Origin of the sequence: Ferruginibacter sp. SUN002, from assembly GCF_050611725.1 — a bacterium.
Lineage (GTDB): Bacteria > Bacteroidota > Bacteroidia > Chitinophagales > Chitinophagaceae > Ferruginibacter.
This window is the reverse complement of sequence record NZ_JBODJB010000001.1, coordinates 1,538,511-1,560,952: the sequence shown is the minus strand read 5'-3', so window position 1 is coordinate 1,560,952 and position 22,442 is coordinate 1,538,511. Positions and strand designations below refer to the sequence as shown.

Here is a 22,442-nt window from a genome sequence, read left to right as displayed (position 1 = left end):
AATTATTTTTATAGATGCAAACACTGATCGAATGGGATAAATGGCTGTTCAGGCTTATTAACGAGCAATGGAGCAATGGTTTTATGGATTGGCTGGCACCTTATTTAAGAACTCAGCAACTTTGGAACCCTTTATACCTGTTTCTGATCCTTTTTGCCGTTATGAACTATAAAAAGAATGGCTGGCTATGGGTGCTGGGAATGACCATTACCATCATTACAACCAACTTTGTCAGTAGTAACTTAATAAAGGAGAATATATCACGTCTGCGTCCCTGTAACGATCCTTCCATGGCCGATTGGGTAAATGTATTGGTTGGATACCGACCCAAAAGCTCAAGTTTTACCTCTTCACATGCTGCCAATCACTTTGGTATAGCTATGTTTTTGTATTATACTTTCCGAAACGAATTCCCAAAATGGATAACAGGCCTGTTCTTTCTTTGGGCTGCGTCCATCTGTTATGCACAGGTGTATGTGGGGGTGCATTACCCTATTGATGTGGCCTGTGGTGCTATAATTGGATTAGTTATCGGATATTTGTACGCAAAAGCATTTAACAGGTATATTGGCCTGCACAATCAACCATGACAGAAATATTTATATTACTCATACTGATCTTTGTAAACGCACTTTTTGTAATAAGTGAAATTGCACTGGTAAGTGCAAGAAAAGGCAGGCTCGAAAGCATGGCAAATAAAGGAGATGCCAAAGCAAGAAAAGCACTGGAACTTTCCGAAAATCCGGAAGTGTTTTTATCCGCTGCACAAATAGGTATTACACTCATTGCTATTTTAACGGGTTTGTACTCTGGTGAAAAATTCAGCAGCGACCTAGAACCTTATGTTGCTAAAATAGATCTGCTGAAGCCTTATGCCCCTACCATCTCTACCGGTATCATTGTTATTATCGTAACTTTTTTATCGATCATTTTTGGAGAACTGATTCCTAAGCGTTTGGGATTAATGAGAGCAGAAAAAATTGCAAGACTCGTAGCCGGACCGATGGATCTTTTTTCAAAATTCACTTACCCCATTGTATGGTTGCTTTCAAGGATCAGCAGCCTTTTGTTTAGGTTGTTCAATGTAAAACCAGCAACAGACAATGCAGTAACCGAAGAAGAAATTAAAGCAATGATCACCGAAGGTAGTGAGCATGGCACTATTGAAGAAGAAGAAAAAGAGATCATTGAAAGGGTATTCCATCTTGGTGACAGAAATATTACTTCACTGATGACACACCGTACAGATATTGAATGGCTGGATGTTGATAGTACTGTACAAGATGTAAAAGATAAATTAGCTACGATCACCTACTCTACTTATCCCGTTTGTGAAAAACAGGTGGATGATATAAAAGGTATCATCTATATAAAAGATCTATTAAAAGCAGATGATCAAACGAGTTTAAGACAGTTATTGAAACCAGCTTTGTTTGTCCCTGAAAATAACAACCCATATCAGTTGTTAGAAAAGATCAAGGAAACAAAGATCCATAGTTGTTTTATTGTGAATGAATATGGTACGCTGGAAGGTATGATCACTTTAAATGATATTCTTGAAGCCATTGTTGGAGATGTACCTCAAACCGGACAGGAAGAATATGAAGTAGTTGAAAGAGCCGATGGCACTTACCTTGTTGATGCACAAATTCCGTTCTACGATTTTTTAAGTCGCTTTGAAAAAACAGAATGGATGAACGAAGGGGAACATGAATTTGATACCCTTGCAGGATTTGTACTGCACGAACTGGAACGCATACCCGAAACCGGCGAAACTTTCGATTGGAGAGGTTTCCAATTTGAAATCATTGATATGGACGGACAACGTATTGATAAACTTCTTGTAAAAATATCCGAGGCTATTAAGGATGAGATGGATGAGGAGTAAATATTGCATGAAGACATTACCACTTATATTTTTAGTCTTTTTATTTGCTTGTACAGCAAATAAAACTAAACAAAAGGAACAGGATTCAGTTTCATATTCATCTATTATTACTGCACTTCAAAAATCTTCTACACCCAGCTCATTTTTTAATAATGATTACTGGAAACAATATGAAAGTACTGGAAACCCTGATACCGCAATTGCCCTATTCACATATAGAATCATAAAACAAGTTGACACAAGTTTTGATAATACAGAAAGTCATATCAGGTTATATAATGAAGATAAAAAAGTAAAGAACTTAATATTAACTATTTTTAAATCTGATACTTCTATAAGTAGCATTCTAAATAAAATTGATGCGTTAAATTCAAGTTTTAGGGCATTTGCCGAAAAAGAAGTGAATAGTGAAATGAAAAAACATGGAGCATTTACCGGGCCTTTGGGTGAATTTATAGAATCTCTGAAAAGCAATTAGGATGGGATGAATGAGGAATAACTATTGGAGGCCTTTTGTGGATGCAAAAATTTAAACCAATCTTTACAAAACATGGAAGAAAAATATCCAGAACTAACAGATAGGATTCAATCTACTTTTATTGATGCCATTTTAATTGTTATTTTAATGTTTGTGTTTGCCGGCATCTTGGACAAGTATGACAATGTACCGGATTGGGTTCGAATGACAATGTTTGCCGGATTATTTATTGCCTACGAACCACTTTGTATGACTCTTGGCTCCACATTAGGAAACTATTTAAAGGGAATAAGAGATAGAAAACATTCTGACTCAACAAAACGTATCAATATTTTTCAAGCAATTATCAGGTATCCTATCAAGGTGCTTTTAGGTTGGGTTTCATTTTTGACAATTAATAGCAATCCAAAAAGAAGAGCAATTCATGATTTAGTTTCGGGAAGTGTAATGATAAAATTATAATCTTTTAAGAGTTCCAAAATTTAAAGAACTTCACACATATTGGAAATATCGGATATTTAATATGAGACACTATAATCCCTTAACATTTTTTTGTTGCATACTTATTATTTGTGGCAATAATTTAAAAGCACAAAGTACGCCTGACGATCTGGGGAAAATAATTTTCAATTCATTTCAACAAGGTTCAGTTAGCAAGCTTGATTATTTAATACCAACACTTGAAGAAATGAAGAAAATTGCCGAGGTACTTGATACAAACAAAAATTCTGATCAGTATAACAAAATGATAAAAAACCGTGATACTCAAATAACAGAATTTCAGGAAAATCTGAACTGGGTTTATTCTGACACATTAGATAATGGTTTAAACTGGAAAATTACAAAACTTGAAAAAATAACAACGTCAATGGACAGCATTCAAATGAACGGTAAAAATGCTCCAGTTGCAACAGTGAATATCTACTTCACTTGTAATTTAAATCGATTTGTTATAACCTTAAATGATGTTTTCCCTTGTGGTGAATTATGGAAAACGGGTAGTAGTGTTTATATGAAGCAAATCAACTAGTATTTTTCTCATCTAACTTAAACAAAGTTTTCATTATCTTCATATTAGCAGAAATAAAAATATCTGCATGTAGTGCTCAACTACATTTTCATCATTCTAAATTTTTTCTTTATGAAGAAAATATTGATCGCAAACTTAGTTTTGCTTACCGGCCTTTCATCTATAGCACAATATACCTACCCTGCTACCAAAATGGTTGACAGCAGCGACACCTGGCACAACATAACCATTAAAGATCCCTATCAATGGCTCGAAAATTTAAAAGATAAAGAAGTAACAGACTGGTTCAAAGCTCAGTCCGATTATACCAATAGCATTATTGATAAATTACCCGAAACGGATAATATTTATAAGGGTATGCTGATGCTGGATTCCATCTGGCCCGATAAAATTTTTAAAGTTCGTCAAATTGGAAAACTGTTTGTTTACTTCAACTTAAAACTCGATGAACCTAAAGTAAAAGTTTTCAAACGCAATGGAGAAACGGGCAAGGAGGAATTGCTTGCAAGCCCGGATATGTGGGGAAAGAATTATAATATTTCCAATTTTAGTTTTGACCCGTATCAAAAGCTTATTGCCGTTACCGCATCAGAAGGTGGAAAAGAAATTGATGTGGTGAAATTCTATGACATCGCTAAAAATAAATTTTACATCGACAGTATACCGGGTATCTTTTACGGATTTACCGGTAAACCTAACCAGGTAGTGTACATGCAAAAACCTACTTATGATGTTCATGTAGAAGTACCCGATATAGACAAAGTGTTTAAACTGCATATGCTTGGCACAGACACTTTACAGGATGAGGTTTATCTCTCTTACCAAACCAATCCTGATCTGTATTTGTTAGACAATTCAAAATATGTTGCTCCATTTTGGTCAGATGATTTGGATTGTAAATATGAATTTTTAACCAGATCAAGTGTATCTCCGTATATGGATCTATACTATCGTCCGATCAATAGTAAAGGTCAATGGAAAAAGATCATCAGTATGGAAGAAGATGACGCATTCGCATTGAATGGAGCCGGCAATCAATTATATGTGAGTTCAAAAAAGAACGCTCCCAATGGAAAAATTCTTTTACTTGATCTGAACAAGCCGGATATTAAAAACGCAAAGACAATTGTTCCGGAAAAAGATATCCCTATGGGAGGCATCGATCAATCAAAGAATTTTTTGATCATCCCTTATACAAAAAATGGTGTATTAATGAGCAACTATATTGTAGATATACGTACAAACAAAGTATCTAAACTTCCATTTGCAGAAAACACGAATCTAACTTACATCACTCCATACAATAAAGAAACAGATGATGTACATATTGCACGTACAGGTTGGATAACGCCGTTGCAATTCACCTACGGTAATCTTGCGGCACCAACTAAAGGTGAAAAAACATTTTCATTCCGAAAATCGGTTAAGTATCCTTATGTAGATGAAATGAAAGTAGAAGAGATAGAAATTCCTGGACATGATGGTGTGATGATACCGCTTTCCATTATCTACAGAAAAGATATCAAACTCAACAAACGCAATCCGGCTTACCTCTACAGTTATGGTGCCTATGGTTACAGTACCGGTTCAGGTTTTAGTACCGATTTTCTTTTGATGGCACACAAAGGTGTTGTGATAGGTATTCCGCATGTACGTGGTGGTGGTGAAAAAGGCGAAAACTGGCATTGGGCCGGTTATAAACAAAGCAAACCAAACACCTGGAAAGATCTGAACAGTAGCGCTGAATACTTGATCAGTAGAGGCTTTACATCGCCTGAACATTTATCTTGCGAAGGAGGAAGTGCAGGTGGTATTTTAATTGGCAGAGCCATTACAGAACGTCCCGATCTATGGGCATGTGCAGTTCCGCAGGTTGGAGCATTATCAGTGGTAAGAGGAGAATTTGCTGCTAACGGAGCGATCAATACACCCGAATTCGGGTCTGTAAAAAATATCAATGAATTCTTTTCATTAATGGAAATGGATCCTACGTTACATGTTCAGGATGGTGTTAAATATCCTGCCATGCTGATCACCACCGGCTGGAACGATCCACGTGTGATCAGTTGGATGCCTGCAAAATTTGCTGCGGCTGTACAAAAAGCAAATACATCCGGCAAGCCAACACTTTTATATGTTGATTATAATGGTGGACATGGCGATAGCGAAGATAAATTTGTGGGCATGAAAAAAGATGCACAGAAATGGGCATTCATATTATCGCAAACGAAGCATTGATTTGCTTATACAAGTTGTAGCTACAAAACAAAAGCCTCAAGCTACAAGCCACAAGGGAAAAGCAATCTGATAGATCGAGATCATTAAAAAGCCACAAACAATTGTTTGTGGCTTTTTAATATTTTTTTCAAATATCAAACTTGTTCCTTGTAACTTATAGCTTGAAGATTGCTACTAAAAAAATTACTTCTTACTCACCTGCACCGCATCCTTCACTCCTCGAAGGTCTGTAGATATAACTTTCACATCTTTTGATTTTGCATCTGCTTTGATCAACGTTTTAGCTGACGCAGGAAAATAACCATTCGTTATTGTAACACCCGGAACATTATTCAGCGTGTATACATTATCGGTAGGTACAATTAATTTAACGTTCTTCAAACTAAGATCAGCAGCATCTGTTGCTTCAAAACCTTTTTTTGCGCTAATTGTAACATTATCAAAAAACAATTTTCGGATAGGCATTTCGGGCAAACCAGTAATACTCACAGCAGATTCTGCACCATTACAAAAAATATTACTCATATGAAAATCACTGAACACAGGTGTTTTATCTCTTACGGTACGCACAGTATCTTTAACTGCACCGGCCGGTACATCTTCATAATAAGTATCAAAAGAAATGGCTTCATGCAAAATGTCTTTCATGTAAATGTTGCAGATATAAATATCTTTCACTACACCACCCCTGCCTGCATTGCTTTTTACACGAATACCGATATCTGTACCGATAAAATTACAATCGGTTACAAAAATATTACGCATACCGCCATCTGTATTACTGCCTATAACAAAACCGCCATGGCCATTGTACACTGTACAACCGGCAATTAATATATTTTGCAAATTAAATCCATCTGCCGGATCGCTTTTACCTCTGCTACTCTTCATACAAATAGCATCATCACCAGCACTCACATTACATTTATACACTACAACATTTTCACAAGCACTGATATCAATAGCATCACCATTTTGTGCATACCATTCGTTATAGAAATTTGCATATCGTAAAGTAACATTGGTACATTTGCTCGGATAAAAAATAAATTTCGGAGAGTTTCTGATGGTTACATTTTCTATCAAAACATTTTCGCAATTAACTAAAAAAACCATGTGTTGTCTTAAACCGTCTCTTGCAGGCAAATAATCGGCAGCAGTCAGTTTTGTTGATTTTTGTTTTAACGCTTTTATATATGCCCCACCTTCCATTGCTTCTTTACTTGGCCACCAGATAGAACCGTCCTCACTTACAACACCACCTGAAGCCACTAGTTTTTTCCATTGTGCCTCAGTTGTTTTACTTTTCTTCATTTCTCTCCAGCTATCTCCTGCTCCATCAATAATACCTTCACCTGTGATCGCAATATTTTTAAGATCGTACCCATAAATTGGCGATGCCGGTTGATAATTGGTACTTGTGTTTGAAGCTTTGATGATCGGGTATTGCGTATGATCACTTGTAAAATTGATAATTGCTCCTCTTTGTACTTCAAGATTAATATTACTTTTCAATTGAATCGGCCCGGTTAACCACAAACCTGCAGGTACAACTACTTTACCTCCACCAGCAGCCACACAAGCAGCGATCGTTTTTTCAAACGCAACCGTGTTCAAGGTTTGTCCATCATTAACCCCACCGAAATCTGCTATAGAAAAGGTTTTATCTGCAAATACCGGAATAGGTACCGTAGGCATTTTAAACGGAGCATTGGCAGTATACCATGCCAGATCTTTAACCTGTGCATTGGTGTTAATTGATAATAACTGCAATAAAACAATTGGTAAAAAACTTAGTCTTAAAAGAGAAAGAAGACTTCTATTAGATATTTTCATCATGTTTATATTTTTTCTATACAAGCAATAATATCAAAATTACATTAACAATATTTGTGGTTAAAGATTAATTGCGTCAACGTTCCCGACAAATATTACCCTTTTTAGCCTCAAATATTTCAAATTCGGCCCAATTAGAGTTCCGTTAACACTTATTATCTAAGCTTTAACAGACTCAAGAAACAGCAATAATTGCCAAATTGTGGAAATAATAGCCTACCTTACGCCATTAATTAATACAATACAATTTAAAATGGACACAAAAAATCAAGGAACCGTAAAATTTTTCAACTCAGAAAAAGGGTTTGGTTTCATTAAACACGACGACTCTAACAAAGAAACTTTTGTACACGTTAGCGGTTTGCTAAACGACATTAAAGAAGGTGATAAAGTTGAGTTTGACCTACAAGAAGGCAAAAAAGGTATGAATGCCGTTAACGTTAAACTGGCTTAGTTATAAATTAGTTTTCCTTAATAAAGTTCAGGGCTGCTACATGCAGCCCCTTTTTTTGTCTTCTTGTTAAATTCATATTAATTACACCTAAACAAACAACCATTTGCCATTAAATTTGCGTCTGCATTAAAACGCATTATTCAAACATGAAAAAAATTTTATTCTTTACTCTGTCGATCGCATTATCGCTGAATATTTCTGCACAAACAGAAAAGATCGTTCTGAAAAAAAATCAATTACTGAAATTAGCTACCACACTAAAGGGTACAACATCGATCGATGCTATTACACAATCGATGGATATTACAACAAGTAGTAGTGCTTCAAAAAATATACTTGTTACAGATGTTTCGAAAGATAAGTACGCTATTGATTTTACTACCACAAAATTAAAGCTGGCATTTAATATGATGGGAACCGAAAAAAGTTTTGACAGCGAGAATAATGCCGATTCCGCCAATGAGTTAAAAGATCTTACTAAAAACATAAATGTACCGTTCAAATTATCGTTGTACAAAGATGGCAGCGTAGAATTGACAGATACTACTACTAAAAACGCCCTCGCCCCAATAGCAAAAGACGACCTCCTAAGTGGTATCTTAGGTCAGGCTATGTCAGCAAATATAGGAGAACCTGCTGCAGTGGAAAACTGTTTCATGTTACTACCCAATAACAAGAAAGTGGGTGATACATGGAGTGATAGTACAATCAATCAGGATAATCGTATATCGAATAGTTATACCTGGGATAATACAGAGTCGGATATTGCAACGATCAAGATCATTAGCAAAATATCTTCCAAAATAAAAACACAAATGCCTGAGTTTGGTATTGACCTTGATGCTACTATCAATAATACTGTTAATGAGGTTAGAAAAGTAGACCTCAAGACCGGTATTATTCAACAAAAAAATGTTACCACCGTTATTGACGGATCTGCCGATATGCTGGGAATGTCTTTACCGATCACGGGTACGACAGAAAGCACATCGACAATTGAAGTTCAGTAAAATAATTATATAAAAAAATAAAGGCTCCCTTATCAGGAGCCTTTATTTTTTTATTCGATTGTCAGATTATTTGTATAGAATCTTATAATACTCATCTGCCATACGATTACTATCAAACTGAACCTGCACATCACTCATACCGTTTTTAACGATATGTCTCCAGGTATCTTTTTGATCGTAATAAATCGGTAGAATTTGTTTTTCTAAAATTTCATATAATTGATTCAGATCGTATTCATCCTGTTCCTGCACATGAACATTTTCATAATCAATCGGTGGAACAACAAAACCATTGTTGCCATTGTTGATGAACTCACAGATCCATCCATCATTGGTACTAAAGTTAACAGCTCCATTCATCGCTGCAGTCATGCCACTTGTACCGCTTGCTTCTCTTGGTACACGAGGGTTATTCAACCAAATATCCGCAGCTTGTTTTAAACGCTTGCTCAACGACAATTCATATCCAACACACACAGCAACATTTTTATATTGTTTGCTTAAATGTACCAGATGATTGAAATCATTGATAGCGGGATAATCTAACGGATATGGTTTACCTGCCCAGATGATCTGTACCGGATACTTCTTATTGCTTAATAAAGCTTCAAAGCGTTTAAGGTCTCTCGTTAGTAACTCTGCTCTTTTATATCCTGCAAAACGACGAGCCCATACAATGGTCAGCACATCCGGATCTAATAATTTGCCGGATTGATCGGCAACAATTTCCAAGGCTCTTTTTTTCAAATATCTTTTTCTATCATCAAACCAAACATCATTTTCTTCAGCTTTAGCCTTATACAATTGCTTATCTGCCCAATAAGTCCAGTTTTGTGCATTGGTAATTGCCTTGATCTCACAAATACCCTTATACTTACCCCACATCTTTCTGCTCACTTCTCCATGTAATTGGGAAACACCGTTCGCCAATTTTGCAAAACGTAACGCAGCTAATGAATGGTTGAATTGATCATCTTCCATACCAGTGATCTTACGAACATCATCCAAATGCATACCGCAGAAATAACTCATTTTTTCACAAAGGAAAATATCATGCTTTTCATTACCGGCTTCTTCAGGTGTATGTGTAGTAAATACTAAACGTTTTTTTACATCTTCAACATTTCCAAATTTCCGATGCAGGTAAAAAGCCGCACTGATTGCATGTGCTTCGTTTAAATGATACAGATCAGGATTGAAATTTAATTCATCCATCAATTTAGCACCACCAACACCCAGCAAAATAAATTGAGCAACTTTGGTAGATACATTACCATCATATAAACGGTGACAGATCGTTTGTGTAACATAATCGTTTTCCGGTAAGTCTGTGCTCAACAAAAACATTGGAGCTGTCTTAAATGTTTCCGGATTAAGATATAATGCTTTAACCCATATCGGATGATCATGTACTGTTATCTGAAACTTGATACCGGTATCTTCTAAAAAATTATATATTTTTTCATTCCATTGAACCTGTAATGTTTGATCAGGGTTACGAGCCTGATCATAGTACCCATATTTCCATAAGATACCTATACCTACTAAATTTTGTTTCAACTCGTACGCACTACGCATGTGTGAGCCCGAAAGAAAACCTAAACCACCACTGTAAATTTTTAATGGTTGATGCACTGCAAACTCCATAGAGAAGTAAGCAACTTTTTTGTTGTAATTTTCATTGATCTGATACGGAACCTTAAAATTGGAAAAACTCATAACTCGTTATCTCTTTTTGGTTAGGGGGCAAATTTAGGGGAAAAATTCAGGAAAAAAGTCCGGACAATTAAATTATCGTGTATTTTTTACACAAATTAATAAGACTTATATCTTAGTGTACAAATCAGGACATTATATAATAGCAGTAACTTCTATTTCAATCAAAAGCCTTTCATCTATCAATCCTTTTACCTCTACCATACTTGCAACAGGCTTAATGGTTTTGAATATCTCTCCATGTGCCTTCCCGGCTTCTTCCCATTTACTAATGTCGGTTATATACATCCTCGTACGCACTACATCATTTAGAGAGCTGCCAACCGCTTGTAGAGCATGCTCAATTTTTTTAAAGATAAATTGTGTTTGCACATAAACATCATTTTCACCAACCAACACATCCTCATCCATGGCAGTTGTGCCGGCTACTTCAACAATATTGCCAACTCGTATTGCTCTTGAATATCCTACAATATCCTCCCATTTGCTGCCTGAACCAATTTTTACTCTTTCAGCCATATATGTGTAAATTTGCAGTTAATAATGAATAAAAATAAAGATTTATCGCTGAGTGAGGTACACGAAAGTGTAGATACTACTACAAAAAAAAGAACCGGATGGAGAAGGATATTTGCATTCCTAGGACCGGCGTATCTTGTTAGCGTAGGATATATGGACCCGGGCAATTGGGCTACCGATCTTGCCGGAGGTAGTAAATTCGGCTATACGCTGATATGGGTATTGTTGATGAGCAACCTGATGGCTTTACTTTTACAAGGCCTATCGGCTCGTTTGGGAATTGTAAGAGGTCGTGATCTGGCACAAGCTAACAGAGAAGCATACCCGAGATTAGTAAATTTTATTTTATACATTTTTGCTGAGATCGCTATTGCCGCCTGCGACCTTGCCGAAGTACTCGGTATGGCCATAGGTATTCAATTGCTCACCGGCTTGCCATTGGTTTGGGGCGTTTCTATTACTGTACTGGATACATTTTTACTACTCTATTTACAAAGGCTGGGTATGCGTAAAATGGAAGCCTTCATTATAACGCTTGTTGCAATCGTTGCTGTATGTTTTCTTATTGAGATCATATTAGCCAAACCTGCTTTGGGAGAAGTGGCGAAAGGTTTAATTCCGCATGGCCTTAGTAAAGAGGCTTTATACATTGCAATAGGTATTATCGGCGCAACTGTTATGCCGCATAATCTATATCTACATTCAGCATTGGTGCAAACAAGAAAAATAGATCGTACAGATGCAGGTATAAAGCAGGCATTAAAATTCAATCGTATTGATAGTACCATTGCTCTCAATCTGGCTTTCTTTGTAAACGCTGCTATATTGATAATGGCAGCAACGGTATTTTACAAATCCGGTAATTCTGATGTAGCAGAAATTAAAGATGCTCACAGATTATTGCCGGATTTCTTAGGAAATGCAGCTCCGGTACTTTTTGCTGTGGCATTAATTGCGGCAGGACAAAGCAGTACCATTACCGGTACACTGGCAGGTCAAATAATCATGGAAGGCTACTTAAGCTTACGCATTAACCCATGGGTAAGAAGGTTAATAACAAGGTTATTGGCCATTATACCAGCACTGATCGTGATAATTATTTATGGAGAAGAAAATATTGGTGCGTTGTTGATTTTCAGTCAGGTGATATTAAGTCTGCAGTTAGGATTTGCAATTATACCGTTGATACATTTCGTTAGCGATAAGAAAAAAATGGGCAATTTTTCCATTAACCTGATCACAAGAATTGCCGCATGGGCCATAGCTACAGTGCTCATTTCTTTAAACATTAAAATGCTGATTGACGAAGCAATCCCGGTTTTTACGGCACCTGCTTTCTTCCCAAAAATCATTCTGATAGCATTCGGATTATTGTTTGTGAGTTTACTCATCTATATAGTTTTTCATCCGTTTATTTCTAAAAAACAAGAAGATACTAAAGCAATACAAATGCACCCCGACATTCATGAATTGAAAAATCTTGAAGTACCTGTATTTAATAAAATAGCTATTGCTTTAGATTTTTCGGATAATGATGAAAAACTATTAGCCTTCGCAATAGGACAAGGCAATGCAAACACTCACTACTACATGGTACACATTGTAGAAAGTGCATCAGCAAAAATGCTCGGACAAGAAAGTGATGATTTTGAAACAAGAAAAGACAAAGAGCGTATGGACAGCTATGTAATGCAATTACAAAAACTCGAATTGGCAAGCGAAGGATTTATCGGTTTCAGAAACAGAGCAAAGGAAATTGTACGCATTGTAAAAGAAGTTGATGCCGATATGTTAGTTGTAGGAGCTCACGGGCATACCGGATTAAAAGACTTTATTTACGGAGAAACTGTAAACTCTGTAAGACACGAATTAAAAATACCTGTACTGGTTGTAAATATTTAAGATGAACGATTTTGAAAAATATTCCAGATTAATGATCCTGTTGATTGGAGGAATTCTAGGAGGATTGCTTTTGATCATAGGCGTATTTTATACGCTGAAACTCTTTGCCATTACGCTATTTAATATTCCGGGCTTTGAAAGTTTCTTCGGAATTATGGTTACCATTATACCTTACCTGATCTTTTTTGCAGGTTACCGGTATATGTATAAAAAAATACTGCTCTCCAAAGGAAAAATATCAAAACTAATTGCACAAATACTAATGGTTATAGGTACGTTGTTGTGCCTCAGCAGTTTAGTAATGTTATCCCTACATTTCTTTGGCGTTAAGAATGAATGGTTGGCTTTATTAGATGAAAAGTCTTACTGGGCAATCATTGCTCAAATACTATTATTGTTCTTTACTGCCATGGCAACTGCAAGTGGCGATGAAAAAGAGAAGGATTGGATGGAGAGAAGTTAATGTGCTAATTTGTCGATATGCTGATGTGCTGATAAAAAGCAGAAACTTTCAATTTTATAAAATTAGTACATCAGCATATTGTCACATCAGCACATCTATTTTCCTATTGCTTTCGCAGCTATAAAAGCTGTCGTCCATGCATTTTGAAAATTAAAACCTCCGGTTACACCATCAATATCCAGCACTTCGCCTGCAAAAAATAATTTCGGAATAATTTTGCTCTGCATAGTATTATGATCTACATCCGTAAGTGCCACTCCTCCTGCCGTTACAAACTCTTCTTTAAAAGTTGTTTTACCCTTTACAGCAAATTCCTGAGCACATAAATGCTTGATCAGTTTATTTTGCTCCTTCGCCGGCAGATCAGCCCAACGCATATCTTCGTTTATACCAGACTGTTGTAAAAAATATTGCCACAATCTTTGCGGTAATGCAAACGGATTTCTATTAACTATTTTCTGTGCTGCAATATCAAAACGTATTTTTTGAAACTGCTCTCTTAAACTGTTCTCATTATAAGCAGGCAACCAGTTCACAATAATTCCAAACTCATAATTTTTAGCTTTCAATTCTCTTGCTCCCCATGCAGACAACTTCAATATTGCCGGTCCACTCATACCCCAGTGTGTGATCAATAAAGGGCCCGATTCTGTTAATTTACTACCGATGATCTTTACGGTAACATTTTCCACAGTAATACCCATCAATGCAGTAATAGCATTCCCCGGCATATTGAACGTAAATAAAGATGGAGTTGGTTCTACAATAGTATGACCTGTTTGTTTCAACCAATCAAATTGTACAGACTTAGGATAACCGCCACTGGCAATACATACATAGTCTGCCACTATTGTACTCCCAGAATTAAAGACAATTGACCATTGACCATGGTCCAAGGTCACCGCTCTCACTTCCTTCCCCATCATGATCTCCACCCCAAACCTGTTCACCTCCTTCATCAAACAATCAATAATGGTTTGCGATGAATCAGTAATCGGAAACATCCTTCCATCGGCCTCAGCTTTTAATTCCACTCCTCTTTCTTTAAACCATGCAATCGTATCCGAAGTAAAAAAATGATGAAACGCTTTTTTCAAAAAACTTTCACCCCTTGGATATTTTTTAACCATATCCGCAATGCTGAAACAATGGTGTGTAACATTACAACGACCACCGCCACTCACCTTAACCTTACTCAACAATTTGCTCGTTTTTTCAACAATGATCACTTCCAGCAATTCATTCATTCTTGCCGCATTCACTGCACAAAAAAAGCCTGCAGCACCACCACCAATTACTATCAATCTTTTTCTTTTCATAGTATCCAATTCGTACCTTAGAAAAATAAAAATACATACTTAAATGGCAAATGCGTTATCTCCTAAAGAATTAAAAAATATTTCTACTATTTCTTACGAGAAAATAAGGCCATTTCTAAAAACAGGAGATATTCTATTTTGCAGTGGCAATTATCTTTTCTCCGGCATCATACAACGATTGACCAAAAGCACCTGGAGCCATGTAGCCGTAATTTACAAAGATGAAGAGCTTGGAAGAGTATTAGTATTAGAAGCCGAACCAAGCGTTGGTATCAGACTAATGCCCCTGACCAAATACTTAAGAGATTATAAAGGAACCAAGCGGCCGTATAAAGGAAAAGTGTTTATCTCTAAATTAAATGTAGAAGTCAATAAAGAAAGTCTGAATAAAGGCATCAGCTTTGGTTTGGATGAACTAACCAGACCATACGATAATTGGGAAATATTCAGAATAATGCTTCGTATTCTTTTCAAAATAGGTAAACGGGAAAGAAACAAATCATATATCTGTTCAGAATTAGTACAAGCCATTTATGCCAAAACCGGAGTCCTCTTTAAATTCAGAGATAGTTATATCAGCCCTGATCATATTTGGAAAGATGAAAGAGTGGAGATGCGGTATAGAGTATTGTAACGAATAGCCTGGTGCTTTAGTGCCGGGCATGAAAATATCATGGCGTGCCCCTTTGGGTCGGGCTTTACGCTGCAATCTTTTTGTTCGTTCCTCACAAAAAGGATTTCCGCTTCAATCCCTCACGCAAGCACTTTTAACTTATACAGCCTATTCAAAAAAGCCCTGCACAAAATGTACAGGGCTAAAAATGTTGAATGATATTATCAATGAATAGTCATCACAGAACACAAATTTCCATTACCCTTCTCAGCCGCTTCTATTTCTGCAAATGAAGAAAGCACATCTGCTTTCCCTTTTTGTACAACAACATTATGCTCAAAATGAGCGGCAGGTTTTCTATCTTCAGTGCCTATGGTCTAGCCATCTTTATCGTGGTACACATTTTTAGTAGCCATATTGATCAGGGGTTCAATAGCAATTACCATTCCTTCCACCAGGTTACCGCCCGGTTGCTCTTTGCCTTGGTTCAGGAAACAATATTAAACTTTCTGTTTCCTGTACCCGAACCTGTCAGAACTGTTATTTATTTTAGTTTTCGTTTCTTACTTGCTCTATTACCTAATTTAAATATATAGTATGATAACAGCCCAACAACAATGAGACAAACAAATGACCAAACTAATAGCCCTAAATCAATGCTTTTAATTTCCATAATTTTGTGTTTATTTTTTTGCTAAATATGTTATTTTACCAGTTTGGCTATTTATTTTTAACTGGTAATGTTGTTTTTTCTTATAAAGGGTTCCTAATCCATCTATTAAAATATTGTAATCAATAAAGCCATAAACATCGACAATTATTTCGTTTCCAGAAGTGCTTTGCGTAAATGATTGCTGATTCCATTCCCATCCAAGCGTAACTCCATAATCACTAGAAGTAATATCAGTTACTATCCAATTTGTACCTTCTTTTTTCAATTTTGCAAAAATTTCAACACCACCAATAAATGTTAGATTAATTCTAGCTGTTTCAATTTTTTCATTCTGATTAATTATTGTCGTAGGAGCAGAAAAATCAAATGTGGTGTTATTATTTATTGAAGTTAAATAGTCTGAAAAGGCTTTCGCCCTTGTTGGTGTTCCATCTACGCTCCAATCTTCGCCATCGTTGTGTGTTATACACCAACGATGAATATCAAATTTAAGAATAAGTTTTTACTCATTATAATGAGTGAGCATTTTAAAATCATCTATGCCTGTTAAATAAAATTTTGCTGATGAATAATAATATTCCTCTGGATAATTACACAATCCTGCTTTTACCGGATTTAAATGCAAATACTCAATTTTTTGATCAAAAACTTTTCCTTTTCGCAATTCTATAGAAAGAGCATTACGTTCCCAAAATTGATATTTTCTATCTTTTGCCTCTACTTTAAACTGATTTAATAAATTTATATTAGATTTTTGAAGATCGAATTTTATTTGTTGTGACGTGTATTTCATAAAACTTAATTGAATTTTTCCCGGAGTGTGACCGGGAAGTGCCTGCCAAATTAAGTGGATATGATTGCTCATTATTACAAAAGCGTATAGACGTATTCTCTTTTGTTCCACTAAAAATTGTAGACTTTTAACTATTTCATCTTTATATTTATTCTCTTTTAACAATGGCTTCCATTCCAAAATTGTGCAGTAAAAAATGTAGGCCAGTAGTCAGAATAAAGCTGTGGCATATTTATATGTTTGAATAATAATTATATCAAAAGACGATAAACAAATCGAAAGGGTTGTTTTTTATGATATAAATTATTCGTTGTTGGTCATAAGACCAAACAACGGCGAAGATTGAAGCGTAGATGGAACACCAACAAGGGCAAAAAAAACAAAATACCACTTCAATCATTCTAGCATATATAAAGCTTTCCAAACAAACCAAACACTGCTCACGTGGCGTTGGCCGGACAAAGCGCCAGCTTGTCCCGATAAAATCGGGAGAGCCATTTATTTGTCCTTGACTTTTTTGTGGCACATCCCGATTATTTCGGGGCTACTTTTTTTGTCAAGAAAAAAAGTAGAGAATACTGATAAAAAAAGCCCTGCACAAAATGTACAGGGCCTATATATTTCATTCTAATAAGAATCAATAATCCGAACACAAATTCGCATTCCCCTTCTCCGAAGCCTCAATCTCAGCAAAAGACGAAAGCACATCTGCCTTTCCTTTCCGCACAGCAACATTATGTTCAAAATGTGCAGCTGGCTTACCATCTTCCGTTCTGATGGTCCAGCCATCTTTATCGTGATAAACATTTTTTGTACCCATATTGATCATTGGTTCAATTGCAATAACCAACCCTTCAAGTAATTTAGCCCCTGTGCCCTTTTTACCATAATTTGGCACCTGTGGGTCTTCATGTAAATGTTCACCCAAACCATGCCCTACAAGATCTCTTACAACACCATAACCATGCTCTTTCTCTGTATAATGTTGAATCGCAAAAGAAATATCTCCAATACGGTTACCATGTACAGCCTTCTCAATACCCTTGTACAAAGAGGCCTTTGTAACCGCTAATAACTTTTTTACATCATCAGTAACACCTGCTAACGCAAAGGTATAAGCGCTATCACCATGAAACCCGTTTTTAAAAACACCCACATCAACCGATACAATATCACCTTCCCTCAATGCATCATTAGTAGGAAACCCATGCACCACCGCATCGTTCACAGAAATACAGCAGGCAAAAGGAAAAGCAGGCTTACCGTAACCTTTAAATGAAGGCTTGGCACCATTATCCAGAATAAATTGTTCAGCAAAACTATCTATCTCCAGAGTAGTTATACCCGGCTTAATGATCTTAGCAACCTCCGCCAGTGTTTTACTTACCAGTAAACTGCTTTGACGCATCAGCTCAATTTCGTCTTTTGTTTTATAATGGATCATATACCCCTATCCCCTAAAGGGAAAATAAAAATTAAAAATATTATTTAAAAACAAACCCCGACAACAACGTCGGGGTTTATATAATTTTATGCTATTGCCTTACTCCCCTTCAGGGGATGGGGGTTTACATACCCGAAGCTACAGTTTGTGTTTGTCTTCCCTGAATTCTTCCACCGCTCATTAACCCATCGTATTGACGCATTAATAATTGAGTTTCTATTTGTTGTAATGTATCTAAAATTACACCAACCATAATTAATAAAGAAGTACCACCATAAAAACTTGCAAAACCTTGTTGCGTATTAAACACCAATTGGAATATACCCGGAAGAATACCAACAAAAGCAAGTAATACAGCTCCCGGTAAAGTAATTCTATCCATAATGGTACCGATATAATCTGCAGTTGGCTGGCCTGGTTTTACACCCGGTATAAACCCATTACTACGCTTAAGATCTTCTGCCATTTGCTTAGGATTAAAGATCAAAGCAGTATATAAAAAGGTAAATGCAATTACACAGAAAGAATACACCAACATATAAATAACATTGGTATGATCTGTAAAATATTTAGCCCATCCGCCACCGGTAAATCCTGAGAAAATAGTAGGTAAGAACAAAATTGCCTGAGCAAAGATGATCGGCATTACACCCGATGCATTTACTTTCAATGGTAAGAAGTTTCTTGCACCACCCAATTGTTTATTACCAACAATTTGTTTAGCGTAGTTTACAGGCACTCTTCTTGTACCTTGAATTAACATGATCAGTCCCATGATGATGGCAACTAAAAATGCAATTTCAATTAAGAAGATCAACAAACCACCACCACCTTTAGCAGCTCTTGATGTCCATTCCTGAATGAATGCTTGTGGCAATCTTGCAAGGATACCCATCATAATAATGATAGAAGTACCATTGCCTAAACCTTTATCAGTGATTTTTTCACCCAACCACATTACAAACAAAGTACCTACTGTTAAAATGATCACAGTAGAAAGAACAAAATAACTGCTGAAAGACTGGATCAAAGCTTCAGCATTAGCCGGGCTTTTAAGATAACCGATATAGGCAGCAGCCTGAAACGCAGTAACAATTACTGTTAGATAACGTGTCCATTGATTGATCTTCTTTCTGCCACTCTCTCCTTCTTTTTGAATTTTAGCCATTTGAGGAACTAAAATTGTCATCAACTGCATAAAGATAGATGCAGAAATATAAGGCATGATACCCAATGCAAAGATGGACGCTTTAGAAAACGCACCACCAACAAAAGCATCTAACAAACCAAGCATACCGCTTTGAGTGCTTTTACTTAGGTTCTCTAATTTATTAGGATCGATACCTGGCAATACGATGTACGAACCAACACGATAAATAAATATGAGTAATAGGGTAAATAATATTTTCTTCCGCAGCTCTTCAATGCTCCAGATATTCTTTAATGTTTGAATGAATTTCTTCACAGACTTAAGCGATTTAAATATTTTGATTAAAAGAAAAAAGACGCTTTTCAACCCTGCCAAATAAAGGCAAGTAGAAATGCGTCCGCAAATATCGTTAAATTATTTAATTATCTCTACTGAACCACCGGCAGCTTCAATTGCAGTTTTTGCTTTTTCACTTACCGCATTTACTTTAAAAGAATATTTTCCTTTAATTTCTCCTACACCTAAGATCTTAACGCTATCAAACTGGCTGATTAAACCGTTAATGTATAGATTTTGCAAGCTGAATTCAGTAATACCATATTTTTCAGCGTAATGATCTATTTTACCTACGTTGATCACTTTGTATTCAACACGGTTAATATTTTTAAACCCACGTTTTGGAACACGGCGTTGAATTGGCATCTGTCCACCTTCAAAAGCTGGTTTGCTTTTATAACCGGCACGACTTTGTCCACCTTTGTTACCTTTTGTAGATGTACCACCTTTACCACTTGCTTCGCCACGACCGATACGGATTGCTTTGTGCGTTGCTCCTTTTGCTGGTCTTAATTCGTGTAATTTCATATTTTTTGATTTTGTACTTACGGGGTATCACCCCTCGCTTGTTATTAATGTGCAGATTAGCAAATATGCAAATGTGCAAAATTCAATTTAAAGTTTATCTGTTGCTAGTAACCATTTGCAGATTGGCATATTGGCACATTTGCAAATTACTTAACCTCTTCTACTTTAATTAAATGGTTAACCTTAGTTACCATTCCTAAAATTTGAGGAGTAGCTTCTACTTCAACAGTAGCGTTTAATTTTCTTAAACCCAGCGCTTGCATAGTTCTCTTCTGACGCTCAGGTCTGTCAATTACGCTTTTTATTTGTGTTACTTTAATCTTAGCCATTTTATATAGTTTTAAGTTGTAAGTCGTAGGTTGTAAGCATAAAACAATCTTATTACTTACTACTCATTACTTATAACATTTTACCCGTTAAATACTTTCTTCAAAGAAATAGTTCTTGTTTTTGCAACAGAAACCGGCTCACGTAAAGATGCTAATGCTTTTACAGTTGCTTTTACCACGTTAGTAGGGTTAGCAGAACCTAAGTTTTTAGCCAATACGTCAGTTACACCTGCAGCTTCCAAAACAGCTCTCATGCTACCTCCGGCAATTACACCGGTACCATGTGCGGCTGGTTTGATCAACACTTTTGCAGCACCTTCTTTGGTCCATTGATCGTGAGGTATAGTACCATGCATGATAGGAACTTTTATCAAATTCTTTTTTGCATCTTCAATACCTTTAGTAATTGCTTCTTGTACTTCTTTAGCTTTACCTAAACCTTGACCCACAACACCAGCGCCATTACCTACTACTACAAGGGCAGAAAAACTAAATGCACGGCCACCTTTTGTTGTTTTTACAACACGGTTGATAGCAACAACTTTTTCTTTCAACTCTAAGTCGCCTGCTTTTACTCTGTTATCGTTTGCTTTTAACATGTATTTGTTATTAGAAATTTTAAATTAAAATTGTAATCCGCCTTCACGAGCACCTTCAGCTACTGCTTTTACTCTTCCATGATAGATATATCCGCCACGATCAAAAACTACTGTAGTAACACCTAGTTCAGAAGCTTTCTTTGCGATAGCATTTCCTACTAATTTACTTTTTTCAGTTTTGTTTACTTTTTGAGCTAAGATATCTTTATCTTTTGATGATGCAGATGCCAATGTTGTACCATTATCATCATTGATCAATTGAGCATAGATATCAGAATTACTTCTGAAAACACTTAAACGTGGTTTTACACTTACACCGCTAACTTTTTTACGGATGCGGTATTTTATCTTTACTCTTGCACTTGATTTGTTATTCATAACCTTTATTTTTTACCCCGATTCTGCCGGGATTGTTATTTTGTTTAATAGGCTGAAAAGGTTGAAGAACTTTAATAGGTTTTAACTTGCTGAACCTTTTAAACGTTTACAACATTTTAAACCTTGTTACTTACCTGCTGATTTACCTGCTTTTCTTCTCAATACCTCACCTACAAATTTCACACCTTTACCTTTGTAAGGTTCTGGTTTACGCAGGCTACGTAATTTAGCACATACAGCGCCAAGTAATTGTTTGTCAGATCCTTCTAAAGTAATGATTGGATTTTGACCTTTTTCTTGAGAAGTAACAACTTTTAATTCTTTTGGTATTTCAAAAATGATATTGTGAGAATAACCTAAAGCAAGATCTAATAAGTTACCCTGATTAGCTGCCTTAAAACCTACACCCACTAGTTCCATTTGCTTTTTGTATCCTTCAGTAACACCTTTCACCATATTAGCGATCAATGAACGATATAAACCGTGCATTGCTCTGTGGCGGATCTGGTCTGTAGGACGAACTAATTCTAAAGTTCCGTCTTTAATTTCCAGTTTAATATCTCTGTCAACCGCCTGTTTCAATTCACCTTTTGGTCCTTTAACAGTAACTACATTATCAGCACCAACTGTTATTGTAACACCTGAAGTGATCTCTACCGGTTTTTTTCCTATTCTAGACATAGTCGATTTATTATTTGTTTTTATAATTGATCGTGTTCAGCCACGACTTAGGCTTAATTGTCGAT

24 protein-coding genes are annotated in these 22,442 nt (G+C 36.2%); 11 read left to right on the top strand and 13 right to left on the bottom strand.

From position 1 onward, the window contains the following. The first annotated feature begins 14 nt into the window (after nt 1–14). The 6 genes from ACQ33O_RS06955 (at nt 15) to ACQ33O_RS06930 (ending at nt 5,634) form a co-directional block, all read left to right on the top strand. A complete protein-coding gene (locus ACQ33O_RS06955; protein ID WP_430994844.1) occupies nt 15–590 on the top strand; it encodes a phosphatase PAP2 family protein in 576 nt (191 codons plus the stop codon). Next, the gene (locus ACQ33O_RS06950; protein WP_430994843.1) at nt 587–1,888 is read left to right on the top strand and encodes a hemolysin family protein; all 1,302 of its coding nucleotides are present in this window, start codon (nt 587–589) and stop codon (nt 1,886–1,888) included. The genes ACQ33O_RS06955 and ACQ33O_RS06950 overlap by 4 nt, the downstream gene beginning before the upstream one ends. Nucleotides 1,889–1,895: 7 nt before the next feature. After that, nucleotides 1,896–2,366: a hypothetical protein gene (locus ACQ33O_RS06945; protein ID WP_430994842.1), complete on the top strand. Its 471-nt coding sequence runs from the start codon at nt 1,896–1,898 to the stop codon at nt 2,364–2,366. A gap of 72 nt (nt 2,367–2,438) precedes the next feature. Further along, entirely contained in the window at nt 2,439–2,828 is a 390-nt protein-coding gene (locus ACQ33O_RS06940; protein WP_430994841.1) for an RDD family protein, read from the top strand. Between the two features lie 61 nt (nt 2,829–2,889). After that, complete coding sequence (locus ACQ33O_RS06935) at nt 2,890–3,396, top strand: hypothetical protein (RefSeq protein ID WP_430994840.1); 507 nt, start codon at nt 2,890–2,892, stop codon at nt 3,394–3,396. Between the two features lie 111 nt (nt 3,397–3,507). Then, nucleotides 3,508–5,634: a prolyl oligopeptidase family serine peptidase gene (locus tag ACQ33O_RS06930; protein WP_430994839.1), complete on the top strand. Its 2,127-nt coding sequence runs from the start codon at nt 3,508–3,510 to the stop codon at nt 5,632–5,634. A gap of 183 nt (nt 5,635–5,817) precedes the next feature. Here the strand turns inward: ACQ33O_RS06930 and ACQ33O_RS06925 are convergent, their stop codons facing one another. Continuing rightward, nucleotides 5,818–7,473, bottom strand: coding sequence for a glycoside hydrolase family 28 protein (locus tag ACQ33O_RS06925; protein WP_430994838.1), 1,656 nt, complete (start codon nt 7,471–7,473; stop codon nt 5,818–5,820). Nucleotides 7,474–7,723: 250 nt separating this feature from the next. Here ACQ33O_RS06925 and ACQ33O_RS06920 point away from each other — a divergent pair, with 250 nt between their 5' ends. Then, nucleotides 7,724–7,924, top strand: coding sequence for a cold-shock protein (locus ACQ33O_RS06920; protein ID WP_430994837.1), 201 nt, complete (start codon nt 7,724–7,726; stop codon nt 7,922–7,924). 146 nt (nt 7,925–8,070) lie between these two features. Next, nucleotides 8,071–8,934: a DUF6263 family protein gene (locus ACQ33O_RS06915; protein ID WP_430994836.1), complete on the top strand. Its 864-nt coding sequence runs from the start codon at nt 8,071–8,073 to the stop codon at nt 8,932–8,934. Nucleotides 8,935–9,000: 66 nt separating this feature from the next. Here ACQ33O_RS06915 and glgP read toward each other — a convergent pair whose 3' ends face one another. Together glgP and ACQ33O_RS06905 are read right to left on the bottom strand one after the other, a co-directional pair. After that, entirely contained in the window at nt 9,001–10,653 is a 1,653-nt protein-coding gene (gene glgP, locus ACQ33O_RS06910) for an alpha-glucan family phosphorylase (RefSeq protein ID WP_430994835.1), read from the bottom strand. Between the two features lie 132 nt (nt 10,654–10,785). After that, nucleotides 10,786–11,169, bottom strand: coding sequence for a RidA family protein (locus ACQ33O_RS06905; RefSeq protein WP_430994834.1), 384 nt, complete (start codon nt 11,167–11,169; stop codon nt 10,786–10,788). A 24-nt stretch (nt 11,170–11,193) separates the two neighbouring features. Between ACQ33O_RS06905 and ACQ33O_RS06900 the strand changes: the two genes are divergently transcribed. Then, on the top strand, nt 11,194–13,071 hold the full coding sequence (locus tag ACQ33O_RS06900; RefSeq protein ID WP_430994833.1) for an Nramp family divalent metal transporter: 1,878 nt from the start codon (nt 11,194–11,196) through the stop codon (nt 13,069–13,071). 1 nt (nt 13,072) lies between these two features. Further along, a complete protein-coding gene (locus ACQ33O_RS06895; RefSeq protein ID WP_430994832.1) occupies nt 13,073–13,534 on the top strand; it encodes a hypothetical protein in 462 nt (153 codons plus the stop codon). Nucleotides 13,535–13,629: 95 nt separating this feature from the next. Here the strand turns inward: ACQ33O_RS06895 and ACQ33O_RS06890 are convergent, their stop codons facing one another. Continuing rightward, complete coding sequence (locus ACQ33O_RS06890; RefSeq protein ID WP_430994831.1) at nt 13,630–14,853, bottom strand: NAD(P)/FAD-dependent oxidoreductase; 1,224 nt, start codon at nt 14,851–14,853, stop codon at nt 13,630–13,632. 43 nt (nt 14,854–14,896) lie between these two features. Here ACQ33O_RS06890 and ACQ33O_RS06885 point away from each other — a divergent pair, with 43 nt between their 5' ends. Continuing rightward, nucleotides 14,897–15,487 (top strand): YiiX/YebB-like N1pC/P60 family cysteine hydrolase, encoded by a 591-nt coding sequence (locus tag ACQ33O_RS06885; protein ID WP_430994830.1) that lies wholly within the window; start codon nt 14,897–14,899, stop codon nt 15,485–15,487. A gap of 662 nt (nt 15,488–16,149) precedes the next feature. Here ACQ33O_RS06885 and ACQ33O_RS06880 read toward each other — a convergent pair. The 9 genes from ACQ33O_RS06880 to rplF form a co-directional block, all read right to left on the bottom strand. Next, nucleotides 16,150–16,404, bottom strand: coding sequence for a hypothetical protein (locus tag ACQ33O_RS06880; RefSeq protein WP_430994829.1), 255 nt, complete (start codon nt 16,402–16,404; stop codon nt 16,150–16,152). Nucleotides 16,405–16,641: 237 nt separating this feature from the next. Next, complete coding sequence (locus ACQ33O_RS06875) at nt 16,642–17,112, bottom strand: transposase (RefSeq protein WP_430994828.1); 471 nt, start codon at nt 17,110–17,112, stop codon at nt 16,642–16,644. Nucleotides 17,113–17,569: 457 nt separating this feature from the next. Then, the gene (gene map, locus ACQ33O_RS06870) at nt 17,570–18,376 is read right to left on the bottom strand and encodes a type I methionyl aminopeptidase (protein ID WP_430994827.1); all 807 of its coding nucleotides are present in this window, start codon (nt 18,374–18,376) and stop codon (nt 17,570–17,572) included. A gap of 124 nt (nt 18,377–18,500) precedes the next feature. Next, nucleotides 18,501–19,841: a preprotein translocase subunit SecY gene (secY, locus tag ACQ33O_RS06865; RefSeq protein WP_430994826.1), complete on the bottom strand. Its 1,341-nt coding sequence runs from the start codon at nt 19,839–19,841 to the stop codon at nt 18,501–18,503. A gap of 99 nt (nt 19,842–19,940) precedes the next feature. Further along, on the bottom strand, nt 19,941–20,390 hold the full coding sequence (rplO, locus tag ACQ33O_RS06860; protein ID WP_430994825.1) for a 50S ribosomal protein L15: 450 nt from the start codon (nt 20,388–20,390) through the stop codon (nt 19,941–19,943). Nucleotides 20,391–20,536: 146 nt separating this feature from the next. Beyond that, a complete protein-coding gene (gene rpmD / locus ACQ33O_RS06855) occupies nt 20,537–20,719 on the bottom strand; it encodes a 50S ribosomal protein L30 (RefSeq protein WP_430994824.1) in 183 nt (60 codons plus the stop codon). Nucleotides 20,720–20,799: 80 nt separating this feature from the next. Next, the gene (rpsE, locus tag ACQ33O_RS06850) at nt 20,800–21,318 is read right to left on the bottom strand and encodes a 30S ribosomal protein S5 (RefSeq protein WP_430994823.1); all 519 of its coding nucleotides are present in this window, start codon (nt 21,316–21,318) and stop codon (nt 20,800–20,802) included. A 24-nt stretch (nt 21,319–21,342) separates the two neighbouring features. Beyond that, nucleotides 21,343–21,696, bottom strand: coding sequence for a 50S ribosomal protein L18 (gene rplR / locus ACQ33O_RS06845; protein ID WP_430994822.1), 354 nt, complete (start codon nt 21,694–21,696; stop codon nt 21,343–21,345). A 126-nt stretch (nt 21,697–21,822) separates the two neighbouring features. Then, nucleotides 21,823–22,377: a 50S ribosomal protein L6 gene (gene rplF, locus ACQ33O_RS06840; RefSeq protein WP_430994821.1), complete on the bottom strand. Its 555-nt coding sequence runs from the start codon at nt 22,375–22,377 to the stop codon at nt 21,823–21,825. Between the last annotated feature and the right edge of the window lie 65 nt (nt 22,378–22,442).

Bases quoted from the DNA above. Each gene is read 5' to 3' on its own strand.
- ACQ33O_RS06920 (WP_430994837.1), top strand. From the start codon at position 7,724: ATGGACACAAAAAATCAAGGAACCGTAAAATTTTTCAACTCAGAAAAA.
- map (WP_430994827.1), bottom strand. From the start codon at position 18,376: ATGATCCATTATAAAACAAAAGACGAAATTGAGCTGATGCGTCAAAGC.
- ACQ33O_RS06940 (WP_430994841.1), top strand. From the start codon at position 2,439: ATGGAAGAAAAATATCCAGAACTAACAGATAGGATTCAATCTACTTTT.
- ACQ33O_RS06915 (WP_430994836.1), top strand. From the start codon at position 8,071: ATGAAAAAAATTTTATTCTTTACTCTGTCGATCGCATTATCGCTGAAT.
- ACQ33O_RS06930 (WP_430994839.1), top strand. From the start codon at position 3,508: ATGAAGAAAATATTGATCGCAAACTTAGTTTTGCTTACCGGCCTTTCA.
- ACQ33O_RS06945 (WP_430994842.1), top strand. From the start codon at position 1,896: ATGAAGACATTACCACTTATATTTTTAGTCTTTTTATTTGCTTGTACA.
- ACQ33O_RS06950 (WP_430994843.1), top strand. From the start codon at position 587: ATGACAGAAATATTTATATTACTCATACTGATCTTTGTAAACGCACTT.
- rplR (WP_430994822.1), bottom strand. From the start codon at position 21,696: ATGAATAACAAATCAAGTGCAAGAGTAAAGATAAAATACCGCATCCGT.
- ACQ33O_RS06935 (WP_430994840.1), top strand. From the start codon at position 2,890: ATGAGACACTATAATCCCTTAACATTTTTTTGTTGCATACTTATTATT.
- ACQ33O_RS06905 (WP_430994834.1), bottom strand. From the start codon at position 11,169: ATGGCTGAAAGAGTAAAAATTGGTTCAGGCAGCAAATGGGAGGATATT.
- ACQ33O_RS06955 (WP_430994844.1), top strand. From the start codon at position 15: ATGCAAACACTGATCGAATGGGATAAATGGCTGTTCAGGCTTATTAAC.
- rpsE (WP_430994823.1), bottom strand. From the start codon at position 21,318: ATGTTAAAAGCAAACGATAACAGAGTAAAAGCAGGCGACTTAGAGTTG.
- ACQ33O_RS06885 (WP_430994830.1), top strand. From the start codon at position 14,897: ATGGCAAATGCGTTATCTCCTAAAGAATTAAAAAATATTTCTACTATT.
- rplF (WP_430994821.1), bottom strand. From the start codon at position 22,377: ATGTCTAGAATAGGAAAAAAACCGGTAGAGATCACTTCAGGTGTTACA.
- ACQ33O_RS06890 (WP_430994831.1), bottom strand. From the start codon at position 14,853: ATGAAAAGAAAAAGATTGATAGTAATTGGTGGTGGTGCTGCAGGCTTT.
- ACQ33O_RS06925 (WP_430994838.1), bottom strand. From the start codon at position 7,473: ATGATGAAAATATCTAATAGAAGTCTTCTTTCTCTTTTAAGACTAAGT.
- rpmD (WP_430994824.1), bottom strand. From the start codon at position 20,719: ATGGCTAAGATTAAAGTAACACAAATAAAAAGCGTAATTGACAGACCT.
- rplO (WP_430994825.1), bottom strand. From the start codon at position 20,390: ATGAAATTACACGAATTAAGACCAGCAAAAGGAGCAACGCACAAAGCA.
- ACQ33O_RS06895 (WP_430994832.1), top strand. From the start codon at position 13,073: ATGAACGATTTTGAAAAATATTCCAGATTAATGATCCTGTTGATTGGA.
- ACQ33O_RS06900 (WP_430994833.1), top strand. From the start codon at position 11,194: ATGAATAAAAATAAAGATTTATCGCTGAGTGAGGTACACGAAAGTGTA.
- glgP (WP_430994835.1), bottom strand. From the start codon at position 10,653: ATGAGTTTTTCCAATTTTAAGGTTCCGTATCAGATCAATGAAAATTAC.